Raw genomic sequence first — 15548 nt, forward strand, 5'->3', positions numbered from 1 at the left:
CAGGTTTGTCTTATATCAACAACGAACTAGGGGTGACCCTCTATTTTCGGTGGCTACGCAACACAATGCCCAAATTTTCAGCAAATCGTAGTTGCAGAGTTCTAATATTGCGAATTAAACTAGTTGATGCCAGCTCGGATTATGGTTCGTGACTGGCATATAAAAAGCGCAGGGCACGACCCTTGGTAACAAGCGCAACGGGAACCACAGGAAGAAAATAATGACCGCACACCCAACGCATAATGTCAGTTCCGCCCGCGCACTGCGCGCCGCCCACACGACGGCGCCGCCACCGGCCTAGCATCGCCCTCCAACCATCACCGCTTGCCGCACCCTGACTGCCGCTGCGCCTCCACCCGAGGCGCCGGCAGCGGGATTGCGTCGCCGCGCGGGCGCCTACCAAGGCGCGCCGCCTGGCGCAGCGCCTGCAGTTCAGTATCGATTTTGTCCGCCGGCGCGCGGACAGGGGAGCTTGTATGCTGTCGATTGCTACCAAAGTAGAACGCATCGTTATGGAGTCGTCCTTCCTCACGGAGGGTTTGCGGCGCAATTTGATTAATCTGTCGGAGCTGGCGCGCCAGTTGCAGCCGCAGCTCGAGAGCGACATGTGGAAGCCGGTCGGCCAGGCGGCGGTGGTGATGGCGCTGCGGCGCGTGGCCGAGCGCCTGCCGGAGGCCAGCAACCAGCCGCTCGCGCTGGCGCAGAAGACCGGCGAGCTGACCACCCGCACCGAGCTGACCGAGTACACCTTCCGCTATTCGGACAGCATCAACGAATGCCATCGCCGGCTGTTGTCGAAGGCGGAGCCGATGCGCGGCGCCTTCGTCACGGTCACGCGCGGGGTCAACGAGGTGATGGTCATTTGCAGCCGGGTGCTGACGGCGATGGTGGAGGAGGTGTTCGCCGGCGAGCGGCTGCTGGCGCGCCAGGACAACCTGAACGCGGTGACGCTGCACCTGAACCCGGACACCAGCCGCACGCCGGGCATCTACCACGCCATCCTCAAGCAGCTGGCGTGGGACAAGATCAACCTGGTCAACATGATCTGCACCTACACCGAGCTGACCATCCTGCTGGAGCAGAACCAGACCGGCGCCGCGTTCACGGTTTTATCGAAGATCGTGACCCAGTAGGCGCGTTCAGGCCATCCAGAAGAACACGGCGGTCATGCGCTTGTCGTCGTGGTCGCAGCCGAAGTAGCTGCTGGCCGAGTGCACCAGGTTGGCGCGGTACAGCAGGATACGGTTGAACTGGTTGTCGACCCGCTGGTCCTCCTGCCAGGCCTGCGGCGGCAGGCTGGTCACGCCCAGCGCCTCGCGCAGGTTGGCGTGCGGCGGGCTGCAGTAATTGCCGCCCAGCGTGCCGTCCGGGTAGCGCAGGCGGTAGAACGAGGTGCCGGCCGCTGGCAGCGGATCGGGCGACAGGTAGATCACTGCGGCGTAGCGGCACAGTTTCAGGGAATCGGTGTGCGGGCGCGGACCGGATTCGATCCCGCCCACCAGCTGCACGTAGTTGTGATTGAGGGTGCTGCCTTGCGGCGTGGCTTCCTGCCACAGCTTTTTGGCGCCGGTGACTTTTTTGACCCAGGCTTCCACCTGCGCCAGTTCGTCCGGCAGCAGCGCGCCCTTGCTGCGCATGCCGGGCCACGGCTCGGGGCGATGCGGCGCGCCCAGTTCCCAGTCCTCGCGGGCGAAGCAGCGCTGGGCCACCTCCTGCGCGTTCGGCAGGATGTTGTCCATGACCCAGTAGTCGCGCCCCAGTTGCGGTTTGCGATAGGTGAGCGTCGGGCGCGCCATTGCCTTATTTGGCCAGCTGCTCGCGCACGCGGGCGATGGCCTTGCGCACCTGGTTGGGGGCGGTGCCGCCGACGTGGTCGCGCGCGGCGACCGAACCTTCCAGCGTCAGCACGGCGAACACGTCGTCGTCGATCAGCGCCGAGTAGGCGCGCAGCTGGTCGAGCGACATTTCCGACAGGTCGATCTTGAGGTCGTCGCAGGCGCGCACGGCGCGCGCCACGGCTTCGTGGGCGTCGCGGAACGGCAGGCCCTTCTTGACCAGGTAGTCGGCCAGGTCGGTCGCGGTGGCGTAGCCCTGCAGCGCGGCGGCGCGCATCGCTTCCGGCTTGACGCTGATGCCGCCGGCCATGTCGGCGAAGATGCGCAGCGTGTCGACCACGGTGTCGACGGTGTCGAACAGCGGTTCCTTGTCTTCCTGGTTGTCCTTGTTGTAGGCCAGCGGCTGGCCTTTCATCAGGGTCAGAAGGCCCATCAGGTGGCCGTACACGCGGCCGGTCTTGCCGCGCGCCAGTTCCGGCACGTCCGGGTTTTTCTTTTGCGGCATGATCGACGAGCCGGTGCAGAAGCGGTCGGCGATGTCGATGAAGCCCACGCGTGGGCTCATCCAGATCACCAGTTCCTCCGACATGCGCGAGATGTGGGTCATGATCAGCGAGGCGGCTGCGGTGAACTCGATGGCGAAGTCGCGGTCGGAGACGGCGTCCAGCGAGTTGTGGCAGACGTCGTCGAAGCCCAGCGTCTTGGCCACGCGCGGGCGGTCGATCGGGAAGGTGGTGCCGGCCAGCGCGGCGGCGCCCAGCGGCAGGCGGTTGACGCGCTTGCGGCAGTCGGCCATGCGCTCGGCGTCGCGGCCGAACATTTCGACATAGGCCAGCATGTGGTGGCCGAAGGTGATCGGCTGCGCCACCTGCATGTGGGTGAAGCCGGGCATGATGGTGTCGGCGTTTTTCTCGGCCAGGTCGGTCAGGGCGCCGCGCAGGGCGGCCAGCAGCACGACCACGTCGTCGATCGCCGAGCGCACGTAGAGGCGGATGTCGGTGGCCACCTGGTCGTTGCGGGAACGGCCGGTGTGCAGGCGCTTGCCGGCGTCGCCCACCAGTTCGGTCAGGCGCTTTTCGATATTCAGGTGGACGTCTTCCAGGTCCAGCAGCCATTCGAACTGGCCGGCTTCGATCTCCGAGGAGATCTGCGCCATGCCGCGCTCGATCTCGGCGCGGTCGGCGGCGCTGATGATGCCCTGCGCGGCCAGCATTTCGGCGTGGGCCAGCGAGCCCTGGATGTCGGCCTTGGCCAGGCGCTTGTCGAAGAAAACGGAAGCGGTGTAGCGTTTGACCAGGTCCGAAACGGGTTCGTTAAAACGGGCCGACCAGGCTTCGCTTTTTTTGGAAAGTTGTGCTGTCATAGTGGGGAAGGCTTGTGCGTGTGATTGATGTCGACAACGATTATAAACCGCAAGCTGCTCAAAAATATGTCAACATTACCATTTTGGCTATCGAAATCATGACGACTCTGCACATCAGCACCAATAAAGCGGATCTGGACGTGCCGCTGATTTATCAATTTATCAGCGAACAGTCGACCTGGGCGATCGGCATGCCGCTGCCGGTGCTGGAGCGGGCGATCGACAATTCGCTGTGCTTCGGCGCCTACCTGGACGGGCGGCAGATCGGCTTCGCGCGCGTGGTGACCGACTGCGCCACCTTCGCCAACCTGGTCGACGTGTTCGTGCTGCCGGAGTTTCGGGGGCGGGGCTACAGCACGCAGCTGATGGAGGCGGTGCTGGGCCACCCGGACCTGCAGGGCCTGCGCCGCTTCACGCTGGCGACCGGCGACGCGCACGGCCTGTACGAGAAGTTCGGCTTCACGCCGCCGGCCCGGCCGGCGTCGCTGATGGAGCGTTATTTCCCCAACATCTACAGCAATTAGGGCGCCAAATTAGTGGGGTCAAGTCTGACATTCGGACACGAGCTCAACTTTAGTGCGCATTACAGTTGAGCTCGTGTCCGAATGTCAGACTTGACCCCCCGTGGTTTATTGCCAGTTCATCAGGCAGGGCGGCACCAGCAGTGCCAGCGCCAGCACGGCGTAGATCAGCTGCAGCGGCACCATCCACTTGGCCCAGGTGATCCACGGGATGCGCGCCAGGGCCAGCACGCCGACGGTGATGCCCGACGTCGGTATCATCGGCGTGGTGAACTCGCCGAACTGGAACGCCAGGATCGCGGTCTGCCGCGTCACGCCCACCAGGTCGGCCAGCGGCGCCATGATCGGCATGGTCAGCGCGGCCTGGCCGCTGCCGGAGTGGACGAAGAAATTGATCACGGTCTGGATGCCGAACATCTTCCACGCCGCGAAGATCGGACTGGACGACTGCACCAGCGGCATCAGGGAGTGCAGCATGGTGTCGATGATGTGGGCGTCGCGCGCCAGGATCATGGTGCCGCGCGCCAGCGCGATCACCAGCGCCGTACCCACCAGGTCGCGCGCGCCCTGGATGAAGCCTTCGACGATCTGGCCCGAATCGAGCCTGCCCGCCAGGCCGATGACGATGCCCATGGTCAGGAACAGCGCGGCGATTTCGTCGATGTACCAGTCGTAGCCGACCACGCCGCCCACCATGATCACCAGCGAGCCGACGAAGATCGCCAGCACCAGCTTGTGGCGGCCGGTCATGCCGTGGAACTCGCCCAGGCCGTGCGGCTGCTCGCGGCGCTTGTCCAGGTCCAGCGCGTAGGTCGGGCTCAGTTCCGGCGTCTTCTTCACGCGCGCCGCGTACCACATCAGGAACACGATGGTGATGGCGGTGGCGACCACCCACACGATCAGCCGGTAGGCCCAGCCGGAAAACACCGGCACCCCGGCGATGCCCTGGGCGATGCCGACGTTGAAGGGATTCAAAAACGCCGCCGAGAAGCCGACCTGCGAACCGAGGAAGGGAATCGACACGCCGGTGATGGTGTCGTAGCCCAGGGCCAGCGCCAGCGGCACGAAAATCAATATAAACGGTATGGCTTCTTCATTCATGCCGAAGGTGGCGCCGCCGATCGAGAACATGGTGACGAACACCGGGATCAGCGCCCGCTGGATGAACACCGAGCTGTCGTGCGCGCGCGCCAGCGACTTGATCATCGAATCGACCGCCTCGGTCTTCTGTAGCACCGAGAAGGCGCCGCCGACGATCAGCACGAAGCCGATGATCAGCGCGGCGTCGACGAAGCCCTTGATCGGCGCCTTCATCAGCGCCGTCACGCCCTGCGGCGCGCTGGCGATGTAGTGGAAGGTGGCCGGATCGATCAACTGCTTGCCGTTGACCAGGTGGGTGTCGTACTTGCCGCCGGGGACCAGCCAGGTGGCCGCCGCGATCATGGCCAGGATGATGAACAGCAGGACGAAGGTGTGCGGCAGCTTGAATTTTTTAGTGGTCATTTTTGTAGACTGCGTCATTGGCTCAGCAAATCGCCGGCACGGTAAGCCTGGGCGCCGGCGACTTTGCCGACGTTCATGCCACGGATTACGTGGCGGTGCGCGCTGCGGGCGAAGAACACGCCGGCCACGCCGGCGCGTATCACCGTGGTCTCGCCGCTGACCGGGTCGATCAGGTCGGCCACGGCGTCGCCCGGCGCCACCCGCGCGCCCAGCTCGCGGGTGTAGACCAGGATGCCGGCGTGCGGCGCGACCAGCGGCTCGACGCCCTCCAGCGGCGTGGCCGCGCACAGCGGCGCCGGCAGCACGGCCGCCGCCGCGGCGGCAGCGGCATCCGCCGCCTGCAGCACGCCGTTCAAGGTCAGGAACTGAATCAGGCCGGCGGCGTCCTGCTCGGCCAGCGCGTAGCTCACTTCCATTTCGCCGCGCAGTTCGACGGTGGTTGACAGGCAGGCGGCCGGGATCGGGTAGCGGCCTTCGAAGTGTTTATCCAGGTCCCACCACAGGCGGCTGCACGCTTCGTCGAACGGTTCGCCGCCGGCCTGGTAGGCCAGCAGCAGCGCGTGTGCGCCCAGGATGGCGGCCAGCGGCGCGACGCCTTCGGCCAGCGGCGTGCCGGCGTAGATGTGCAGCGCAGCCTCGTTGTCGCAGTGCAGATCGAGCACGATGTCGGCGTCGACTGCCAGCGTCATCAGGGTTTTCTTCAGCGTGTCGGCGTCGGTGGCCGGCTGCCAGGCGGCGATCGAGGCGCGCGCGTGCTCGCGGATCAGGCGCACGTTGGCGTCGGCGTCCGCGCCCAGCAGGCCGTCCAGCGATTTTTTCAGGTCGTCCGCCACGTGCTTGTACGAGCGGTTGAAGTTGATGCCGGTGGTGAGGTCGAAGCGGCCGAAGGCGGCGCCGTGGATGGCCTGCGCCAGGCCGATCGGATTGGCGGCCGGCACCAGTATCACTTCGCCGGTGATGCGGCCGGCCGCTTCCAGCGCGCCCAGCGCCTTGCGCAGGAATTGCGCCACCAGCATGCCGGGTACTTCGTCGGCGTGCAGCGAGGCCTGGATGTAGACCTTCTTGCCGGCGCCGGGGCGGCCGTAGTGAAGGCTGGTCAGTTCAAAGCTGGCGTTGCTGTGCGGACCGGACAGCGGATGTTTGTGTACTTGCATGGCGGGAAGGACTTTGTCGACAAAGATTGAGTATGTAGCACTATTTTCACAAAGTAAATCGCTGCGGGGTGAAAGGCGGGCTGCTTTCTTGAGTTTTCCCGGCGATGTGCGTACAGTTAGTTTAATGGAATTATTTATATAACAATCAGAGAGAAAATCATGGGTGATGTGCAAAGCATGCGAGTGACGATGATGGCGCGGTCGGTGCGCCTGGCCTTGGGCGCGGGCGCCGTGGTCGGCCTGCTGGGCCAGCCGGCGCTGGCGCAGACGACGGCGGCCAATCCGGCCGTGCTGCCGAAGGTGGAGATCACCGGCTCGGCGATCCGCCGCATCGAATCGGAAACCGCGCTGCCGGTGCAGGTGATCACCCGCGAGGAGATCGAGAAGGCCGGCGTCACCACCGCCTCGGAGCTGATGGCGCGGGTGTCGGCCAACGTCGGCGGCCTGACCGACGGCGCCAGCATCACCGACGGCCACGACCAGCGCGGCTTCAACAGCGCCAACCTGCGCGGCATCGGCACCTCGTCGACGCTGGTGCTGCTCAACGGCCGCCGCATGGCCAACTTCGCCTCGCCCGGCGACGACACCGGCGTCGATTTGAACAACATCCCGGCCGCCGCCATCCAGCGCGTCGAAGTGCTGCTGGACGGCGCCTCGGCGCTGTACGGCACCGACGCCATCGGCGGCGTGATCAACTTCATCACCCGCAAGGATTTCCAGGGCGTGGAGCTGAACGCCCACGGCGGCAAGACCCAGGAGGGCGGCGCCGGCAAGCGCACCGCCACGCTGACCGCCGGCACCGGCGACCTGACCCGCGACGGCTACAATGTGTTCGCGGTGGTGGACGTGCAGCGCACCGACGCGCTGAGCACCTCGCAGCGCAAGTTCATCGGCAACCTGCAGATCCCGGAGCGCCTGCCGCACCTGTTGTCCGGCTATACCTCGCCGGCCAACATCCGCCTGACCGGCGCCCAGCGCGACTACCTGAACGACAACGGCTTCACCCTCAACGGCAAGCCGCTGACCAACCGCACCATCAACCTGTCGGTGCCGGGCTGCGCGCCGCCGGCCAATCTGTACCTGCCGGCCGGCATCGGCGGGGTCGACGCCTGCACCTACAACTACATGCGCGACACCGAGCTGTATCCGAAGTCGGACAAGGTCAACTTCCTCAGCCGCGGCGTGCTGCAACTGAACCCCGACAACCAGCTGTTCGCCGAAGTCGCGTTGAGCCGCTCGAAGACCCATTACGTGGCCTCGACAGCGCGCGTGAACGCATCGATCAATTACAAGAAGATACCGGGGCTGGCCAAGTACGACCTGGAGTCGGAAGAGGCCAGCGCGGACGACGACGTGACCGGTGATGTCGAGCTGCGCATCCGCCTCAACGACGCCGGCCGCCGCACCAGCGAATTGACCAGCGAGAGCCAGCGTTTCGTGGTTGGCCTGACCGGCAGCGCCAACGGCTTCGATTACGACGTCGCCCTGAACCACGGCATCAACACCATCAAGGACAAGGACACCCACGGCTATCTGCTCAAGGACAAGCTGGTGCAGGGCATCTACGATGGCGTGATCAATCCCTTCGGCCCGTCCGGCGCGGCCGGCGTGGCGCTGCTCGACAGCATCCAGGTCAACGACGACGTGCGCCATGCGCGCGGCGTGATGGATTCGGTCGACTTCAAGGTTGCGCACCCGGTCGGCACGCTGGCCGGCGGCGAGGCGGCGCTGGCGATCGGCGGCGAGGTGCGCCACGAGCGCACCGATTTCACGCCGTCGGCGCTGCTCTTGAGCGATAACATCAACAACGACGCCGCGCCCGAAGGCGGCCGCGCCACCAGCGACAAGCGCACGGTGCAGGCGGTGTACGGCGAGCTGCTGCTGCCGTTCACCAAGCAGTGGGAAGCGCAGCTGTCGGCGCGCTACGATCATTACCAGGTGGTCGGCGGCGCCGCCAGCCCGAAGGTGGGCGTGACCTATATGCCGGCCAAGACCATGCTGTTCCGCGCCTCGGCCGGCCGCGGCTTCCGCGCGCCGTCGATGTCGGACCTGTACCGGCCGACCGTCTACAGCGCCACCGCGACCCTGCCCGATCCGGTCGCCTGCGCGGCGGCGGACAACAGCCTGGCCGACTGCGCCGACAACTGGAACACGCGCCGCTATTCGAACGCGCAGCTGAAGCCTGAGCATAGCCGCCAGTACTCGGTGGGCATGGTGATCGAGCCGTCCAAGCAGGTGACGATGACGCTGGACTACTGGAACATCAAGCGCACGGACCTGATCAGCGAGATCGGCGACGACGTCATCCTGGGCAACCTGGCCAAGTACGGCAACCTGGTGCACCGCGACGAGGACGGCGCCATCGACTACATCGAGCTGCGCAAGGAAAACCGCGGCGCCCAGCTGGCCACGGGCCTGGACCTGACGCTGGACTACCGCGGCGTGAAGACCTGGGCCGGCAACTTCGGCGGCCACCTGTCGGGCACCTATGTGCTCAACTCGAAGATCCAGAACGCGGTGGGTGACCCCTACCTGAGCAACCTGGGACGCTTCGTCACCGACGGCGTGGTGCCGCGCTGGCGCCACACGGTCACCTTCGACTGGGATCGCGGCCCGTATTCGGCCAGCCTGTCGAACACCTGGTCGAGCGGCTACCAAGACCAGAACTCGGCGATCAACACCGACGACGGCACGGTGGTGGCGGCCAACCATGTGAAGGCCTACTCGCTGTGGGATTTGTCGGGCGCCTGGCAGGTCAACAAGGCGTTCAAGCTGCGCGCCGGGGTGCAGAACCTGTTCAACGCGGCGCCGCCGTACTCGAACCAGGCCTTTTTCTTCATCTCGGGCTATGATCCGACCTACACCGATCCGCGCGGCCGGCGCCTGTATGCCAGCGCCAATTACGCCTTCAAGTAATGTAACGTAATGATGCTTTAAGCCGGATTTAGTAATTGATTGGTATCATCTGCATTATCGACGGCGCCGCGCGTGAGCGTGGCGCCGGTTTTCATCGGAAGGGCAACATGAAATTAACAGGTTTAACACTGCGCCGTCTCGTCATGCTATGGCTGCTGGTCGTCGCCGGCGCGGGCGTGTGTGCGGCGCAGGTGGCTGGGTCGGCGCCGGCCGCCAAGGCGCCGGTCAAGTCCAGCAAGCCGGCCAAGGCGGTGCCGCCGCCCAAGCCGGTGCTGGCGCCGCCGGCGGGCAACCTGGTCATCATCGGCGGCGGCCTGCGGGCCGACAACGCCGAAGTCTGGCAGCGCATCGTCACCCTGGCCGGCGGCAAGGGCGCGCGCATCGGCGTGTTCGGCTCGGCCTCGATCAATCCCGAGAAGTCGGCCCAGAACACCGTCAACAAGCTCAATCAGTACGGCGCCCAGGCGTTCTTCATTCCGCTCGGCGTCACGCTGCCCAATAGCGACTACCGCAAGGCGGCCGAGGACCCGGAGGTGGTGGCGGCCATCCATTCGGCCACCGGCATCTACTTCACCGGCGGTGACCAGGCCCGCATCACCAAGGCGCTGGTGCGCCCGGACGGCAAGCACACGGCGGCGCTGGACGCGGTGTGGGACGTGTACCGCGACGGCGGCGTGGTGGCCGGCTCCAGCGCCGGCGCGGCCATCATGAGCACCACCATGTTCTACGACGCCAAGCCGACCCTGGACATGCTCAAGCAGGGCGTCAACGACGGCCATGAAATCGCCTCGGGCCTGGGCTTCATCGGCGACGACGTGTTCGTCGACCAGCACCTGCTGGTGCGCGGCCGCTTCGCCCGCATGATCCCGGTGATGCTGAAGAAGGGCTACCAGATCGGCTTGGGCATCGACGAGAACAGCGCGATGGTGGTCAACGCCCGGCGCGACGTCGAGATCATCGGCTACAGCGGCGCGCTGCTGCTGGACCTGTCGGCGGCGATCACCGACCGCGGCATCAAGGGCTTCAACATCAGCAACGCCACCATCAGTTATCTGGACCGGGGCGACAAGTTCAACCTGGTGTCGCGCGAGTTCACGCCGTCGCCGGACAAGGCCGACAACAAGCTCGATCCCAACCAGCCGGACACGCGCGAGCCGGTGTTCACCAACGACATCCTGGGCAACAACGCGGTGCTGGACCTGATGGTCAACCTGATCGACAACGCCCAGCAGGAAGCCATCGGCATCGCCTTCGGCAATCCGCGCGACGCCTATCCGGACCTGGGCTTCGAGTTCCGCTTCAGTAAAACCATCAACAGCGTCGGCTACAGTTCGACCGAGGTCGAGGCGTATTCGGTGCTCAAGCTGCGCATGGATATCCGGCCTATCCAGCTGCAGCAGCCGCTGTACCGCTACCGCTAGCGGCGGCGAAAAATCGGGTATATTGGATGGGATGGCGCCTCTGGCTCCATCCCATTTTTCATGGCGGGGGCGCTTATGCGGATGTCAATCTTGAAGCATTGCTTGCAGGCCGCGCTGATGTTGGCCGTGCCGCTGGACGGGGCGCTGGCCGCGTCGAGCGTCGCGCCGCCCGCTCCCAAGGGTTCGCTGGTCATCATCGGCGGCAACCTGCGCCAGGATAACGCCGACGTCTGGCAGCGCATCGTGCAGCTGGCTGGCGGGCCGGGCGCTCGGGTGGCGGTGCTGCCGTCGGCCGCCGCCGATCCGGCGCCGGTGGGGGCGGCCATCGTCGGCTTCCTCAGGCAGTATGGCGCGGACGCCTTCCTGGTGCCGCTGGCCGTCAAGCTGGCCGACAGCGATTTCCGCAAGGTGGCCGACGATCCCGAACTTGCGGCGGCGGTGCGCGGCGCCGGTGGGGTGTTCTTCGTCGGCGGCGACCAGGCCCGCATCACCCAGGCGCTGGTGCGCGAGGACGGCAGCCGCAGCGCGGTGCTGGATGCTGTGTGGGAGCTGTACCGCAACGGCGGCGTGGTGGCGGGCAGCAGCGCCGGCGCGGCCATCATGAGCAGCACCATGTTCTATGCGCCGAACACGGTGTTCGCCACGCTGCGCGGCGGCGTCACCGAGGGCAGGGAGATCGCGCCGGGGTTGGGCTTTATCGGCGACGACGTGTTCGTCGACCAGCACCTGCTGGTGCGCGGCCGCTTCGCGCGCATGATCCCGGCCATGCTGAAGAAAGGCTACAAGTTCGGGCTGGGCATCGACGAGAACACGGCGATGGTGGTCGACAGCCGGCGGCGGGTGGAGATCGTCGGCCACAAGGGCGCGCTGCTGATCGACCTGACGCGCGCCACCACCGATCCGGCCAGCGGCGGGTTCAATGTCTCGAACGCCGTCATCAGCTATCTGGACCGGGGCGACAAGTACGACCTGGGCACACACACCTTCACGCCGTCCGAGGCCAAGGCCGCCGGCAAGCTGAAGGCGCATGCTGCGGTGCTGCGCGAGCCGGTGTTCTCGGCCGACATCCTGGGCAGGAACGCGGTGGTGGAGCTGATGGAGAACCTGATGAACAACCGCCGCAGCGAGGCGATCGGCATCGCCACCAGCGGCCGCAACACGCCGCTGCCGGAGCTGGGCTTCCAGTTCACCTTCTCCAAGACGCGCGACAGCGTGGGTTACGCGTCGGCGGCGCCGCAAAGCTATTCGATTCTGAACATGCGGCTCGACATCCGGCCGCTCGACATCGGCCAGTCGCTGACGCAGAAAAACTAGCGGGAGCAGGTGGCGTATCCCTGGCGTTGGCCCCCTTCGCTGCCGTCACCGCACTGCCTGCGCAGGATTGCACTGTGAGTGCCGGCAAGTCAGGCCCGTCCTCTCGATCATGGCTACTGAGTTGCAGTACAGGAATTTTCCGCAATGGAATTTTCGGCGTCACTGATCAAAGAGCCATCTTCGAATTTCAAGACACGATCTGCGCTTAGAATGGTTTCCTCTCTGTGGGCGACGATAATACGCGTAATCTTCAAACTTTTTATAGCCCTGTTGACTTCGGCTTCCCTTTGGATATCCAAATGGCTGGTCGCCTCGTCTAAAACAAGAATGCTAGGTTTTCGATATAACGCTCTAGCTAGAAGAATTCTTTGTTTCTGCCCCCCGGATAATACCGTGCCCATGTCACCGACAAGAGTCTGATACTTCATCGGCATTTTTGAGATTTCATCCGATATAGCGGCTAACACCGAGCATTCTACGACCCGTTCAAAATCCATCTCAGGATCAAAAAAACATATATTCTCGGCGATTGAACCAGCGAACAGAACATCATCTTGAAGCACGGTAGCTATCATTGACCGTAATATTGGGAGCTCTGCCGGACTCAGCAACATGTCTCCCATGGAAATGTTTCCCGACGTCGGATAAAGTGAGCCAATGATAATATTCAGTAATGTGGATTTTCCACATCCCGAAGGCCCTATTATTGCTACCGATTCACCAGAACGAATTGTTAACGATATATTTTTCAAGACAAATGGTTCATGATCTGAATAGCGGAAGGAAACGTTAGTCAACGTGAGCGTCGGTTCAGGTTTTTCCACATCCAATAAATTCTCTGTCGCCTGCTCAGGTGGATGAAGGACTATGTCGCTAAGCCTTTCTCCGTGGAGCTTCAGCATCTTCAAATCAAAGTAACGATCAATTAAAGCATTAATCCGGAAAACAAATTGCGCTTTATATGCCAAATACGCCGATAGCATACCGACGCTGAAGTCTCCGGAAAGCACGGAGTTAGCCCCTATCCAAATCGATATGATATTCTCAGCTCCAAATAGGGCACCATTCAGCATTTCATAAAACATTATCAATTTCTGCATTTTTAAATCAGAATTGGTTTGGTTTATGACGCCAGAAAGCCAGATTTGTCGCCTTTCTTCTTCTTTTTGAAATAATTTAATAGTGCGGATACCTCGAATGGTCTCAAGGAAGTGCGATTGAAACTTTGCTGAATGGATTATTTGTTCGCGCGCGGCCTCTTTTAATGGCGTATACCAAATAAAACGGCCCAGACCATATAGGACCATCGCAAGTATTCCCACAAATGCAAGCTTCGCGTTGTAAAGAATCATCAGCGAGAGGGCCAGCACGGCGGATATTCCATCCAGAACGAAACTTAAGATTGACGTCGTTAAGACTTTCTGAATTTGATCAATGGAATTAAACCGGGATACAACGTCGCCAATATGTCTTTTTTCGAAAAACTGCATGGGAAGACGCAGGAGATGAGAGAATACATTTTCTCGCCATTGTAAATTTAATGTGGTTCCGAAATAAACTCCAACGTAGCTTTTTAGGAACTGTAAAATTTGTTGGGCTACAAGAAGCACAGCAAAAGCTACAGCTAATATCTTTAACAGGTCCTGATCGCCGGAAGGGATGACGTTATCGATGACTAATTGCAGGAAAAACGGCGCAGTCATTCCTATAACTTGCAACGTTAGCGCTAAAATTATTAACTGCGTTAAGGCTCGTTTTACGCCGACAACTTGCCCCATTAACGATCGCATCGAAATGGATGGAACTTTCGCCTGAATTTTAAAATCAAAGCTCGGCCAAACTTCCATCGCGATGCCCGTGAATGAGGCGGAAGCGGCCTTGTGCGATATTTTCACCGGTCCGGTGGCGGGATCATGAATGATCAAGCCTCGTTTTTTTACTTCTTTCAAGACCACGAAATGGTTCATGTTCCAGTGCAATAAGCAAGGAAGACGCAACTCGCCGAGCGACTCGATTTCAATTTTTACAGGTCTAGTCACCAATCCGCTGGATCGGGAGATTTTTACCAAGTTATTTAATGTAGCTCCTTTGAGCGAAACCGAGAAGTCACGGCGCAATTCGTGCATGTCTACGTGTTTACCAAAATAACCTAATAACATTCCCAGGCAGGCCAAACCACATTCGCTTGCTTCAGTTTGAAGCAACACTGGCAGTTTTCGAGAAAAACCAAAAGACAAACGATTAATCAACGACATCTATTCACCATTCTTTACTTTTTTGGTTATTCCCAGCAATGGCTCCAGTATCCATTCCCACACTTTTCTTGTTTCTTGTTTAACGTCGCCAGTCAGAAGCATGCCAGGTTGAAGAGCGACGCTTTCCCCATAGGCTTGCACGCCTTGCGAGTCCAATTCGACGGTGATCTGATATAGCGGCGCTTGCGATCCGACGGAATAATATATCGAATCAAGGTCATTTTTTGAGAGTACGGATCTGGAAACTGAACTGACTCTGCCAGTAGAGAGTCCGAATTTTTCATATGGAAAAGCCTGATACCGCAAATTAACTTTATCACCCTGCTTGATGAATCCGATATATTTTGATTCAGAATATAAGAATGCTTGCAAGACCGCATTTTTCGGAATAATGCTGACCAAGGTCGTATTTGAAGTAACAGCTTGCCCGATGTGCATTATCGCACCAGTAGCGCGACCGTCAGTTGGTGAAACAATCACTAGATTTTTTTTGCTTTCGCCTTCCAATAATTCTTGCTTTGCTTGCTCGACTTCACGCTGAAGTTGTTCGATCTGGCTGGCGGTCTTCAATTTTAAAGGCAATATCGAATTTTTATACTCTTCGATATCCTGCTGGATACTGATTTTTTCCCTTATTAGGCTTTGCAGTTTTGAACTCTGCTCCAGCATGTCTCCAATTTTTTGGTTTCCCATCTCTGCGGAGACAAAATTTTGTTTAAGAAGATTTTTATACCTTGAGTCGGCGTCTTCCGCCATAGTTAGTCGTTGGCGTTGGCTGCTGATCTGCAGGTCGATTTGTTCTATGTTTTTTTTTCGAGCAGATATCTTTTCCAATATAGCGCGGACTTCTTCAGAGCTGGACAATTGAGTAGTAGAAATTTGGTGTTCATAAGAGATCACTCGTCTCTTTGCATTTTCAACAATTGCGTTTTCTAAGTTTCCATAATTTGTAAAGCGTTCAGCACTTATCTCATAAAGTTTGTCGCCTTTTTTAACGTCCACGCCTTCAGAAATCCATTTACTTACAACTACTCCACTCTGTCTTGGCTGTACTTTTATCAATCCAGTACTCGGCATTAACTGCCCAGGTATAGCTACTCTTTTTGTGAAGCTGCCATACAATGTGAAAATTATAAAAATGAGCAGGAATATCAAGGATAAAGAAGTAAAAACAGAAAAAGATAAAGGCCGGACGATCAAGATTTGACCGAGCCACTCGTTTCTGCGCGCATTCAGAGCGCCAGACCTAAATAAGTTGTCCGTCAT

General features: G+C 60.7%; 11 protein-coding genes. 5 read left to right on the forward strand and 6 right to left on the reverse strand.

Features of this window, described 5'->3' with window-relative positions:
• Positions 1 to 476: 476 nt before the first annotated feature.
• On the forward strand, positions 477 to 1133 hold the full coding sequence (locus KVP70_RS04595) for a hypothetical protein (protein ID WP_217940899.1): 657 nt from the start codon (positions 477 to 479) through the stop codon (positions 1131 to 1133).
• 6 nt (positions 1134 to 1139) lie between these two features.
• Here KVP70_RS04595 and KVP70_RS04600 read toward each other — a convergent pair whose 3' ends face one another.
• Positions 1140 to 1796, reverse strand: coding sequence for a DUF6445 family protein (locus KVP70_RS04600; RefSeq protein ID WP_217940900.1), 657 nt, complete (start codon positions 1794 to 1796; stop codon positions 1140 to 1142).
• A 4-nt stretch (positions 1797 to 1800) separates the two neighbouring features.
• On the reverse strand, positions 1801 to 3198 hold the full coding sequence (gene argH, locus KVP70_RS04605; RefSeq protein WP_217940901.1) for an argininosuccinate lyase: 1398 nt from the start codon (positions 3196 to 3198) through the stop codon (positions 1801 to 1803).
• Positions 3199 to 3296: 98 nt separating this feature from the next.
• Between argH and KVP70_RS04610 the strand changes: the two genes are divergently transcribed.
• The gene (locus tag KVP70_RS04610; protein WP_217940902.1) at positions 3297 to 3722 is read left to right on the forward strand and encodes a GNAT family N-acetyltransferase; all 426 of its coding nucleotides are present in this window, start codon (positions 3297 to 3299) and stop codon (positions 3720 to 3722) included.
• Between the two features lie 105 nt (positions 3723 to 3827).
• On the opposite strand, the gene KVP70_RS04615 is transcribed toward KVP70_RS04610, so the two are convergent.
• Both KVP70_RS04615 and KVP70_RS04620 read right to left on the reverse strand, forming a co-directional pair.
• The gene (locus KVP70_RS04615; RefSeq protein WP_229224594.1) at positions 3828 to 5222 is read right to left on the reverse strand and encodes a YfcC family protein; all 1395 of its coding nucleotides are present in this window, start codon (positions 5220 to 5222) and stop codon (positions 3828 to 3830) included.
• A 14-nt stretch (positions 5223 to 5236) separates the two neighbouring features.
• Positions 5237 to 6376, reverse strand: coding sequence for a succinylglutamate desuccinylase/aspartoacylase family protein (locus KVP70_RS04620; RefSeq protein ID WP_217940904.1), 1140 nt, complete (start codon positions 6374 to 6376; stop codon positions 5237 to 5239).
• Positions 6377 to 6535: 159 nt separating this feature from the next.
• Here KVP70_RS04620 and KVP70_RS04625 point away from each other — a divergent pair, with 159 nt between their 5' ends.
• The 3 genes from KVP70_RS04625 (at position 6536) to KVP70_RS04635 (ending at position 12027) form a co-directional block, all read left to right on the forward strand.
• Positions 6536 to 9292, forward strand: a complete 2757-nt coding sequence (locus KVP70_RS04625) for a TonB-dependent receptor (protein WP_217940905.1) — start codon at positions 6536 to 6538, stop codon at positions 9290 to 9292.
• A 107-nt stretch (positions 9293 to 9399) separates the two neighbouring features.
• Positions 9400 to 10713 carry a cyanophycinase gene (locus KVP70_RS04630; RefSeq protein ID WP_217940906.1) on the forward strand — a complete coding sequence of 438 codons (1314 nt, stop codon included), beginning with the start codon at positions 9400 to 9402 and terminating at the stop codon, positions 10711 to 10713.
• An 81-nt stretch (positions 10714 to 10794) separates the two neighbouring features.
• Positions 10795 to 12027, forward strand: a complete 1233-nt coding sequence (locus KVP70_RS04635; protein WP_229224595.1) for a cyanophycinase — start codon at positions 10795 to 10797, stop codon at positions 12025 to 12027.
• Between the two features lie 113 nt (positions 12028 to 12140).
• Here the strand turns inward: KVP70_RS04635 and KVP70_RS04640 are convergent, their stop codons facing one another.
• Together KVP70_RS04640 and KVP70_RS04645 are read right to left on the reverse strand one after the other, a co-directional pair.
• The gene (locus KVP70_RS04640) at positions 12141 to 14282 is read right to left on the reverse strand and encodes a peptidase domain-containing ABC transporter (protein ID WP_217940908.1); all 2142 of its coding nucleotides are present in this window, start codon (positions 14280 to 14282) and stop codon (positions 12141 to 12143) included.
• Positions 14283 to 15548: an HlyD family secretion protein gene (locus KVP70_RS04645; RefSeq protein WP_217940909.1), complete on the reverse strand. Its 1266-nt coding sequence runs from the start codon at positions 15546 to 15548 to the stop codon at positions 14283 to 14285.

It is taken from the genome of Duganella violaceipulchra, from assembly GCF_019166075.1.
In the GTDB taxonomy this organism is placed as follows: Bacteria; Pseudomonadota; Gammaproteobacteria; order Burkholderiales; family Burkholderiaceae_D; genus Rugamonas; species Rugamonas violaceipulchra.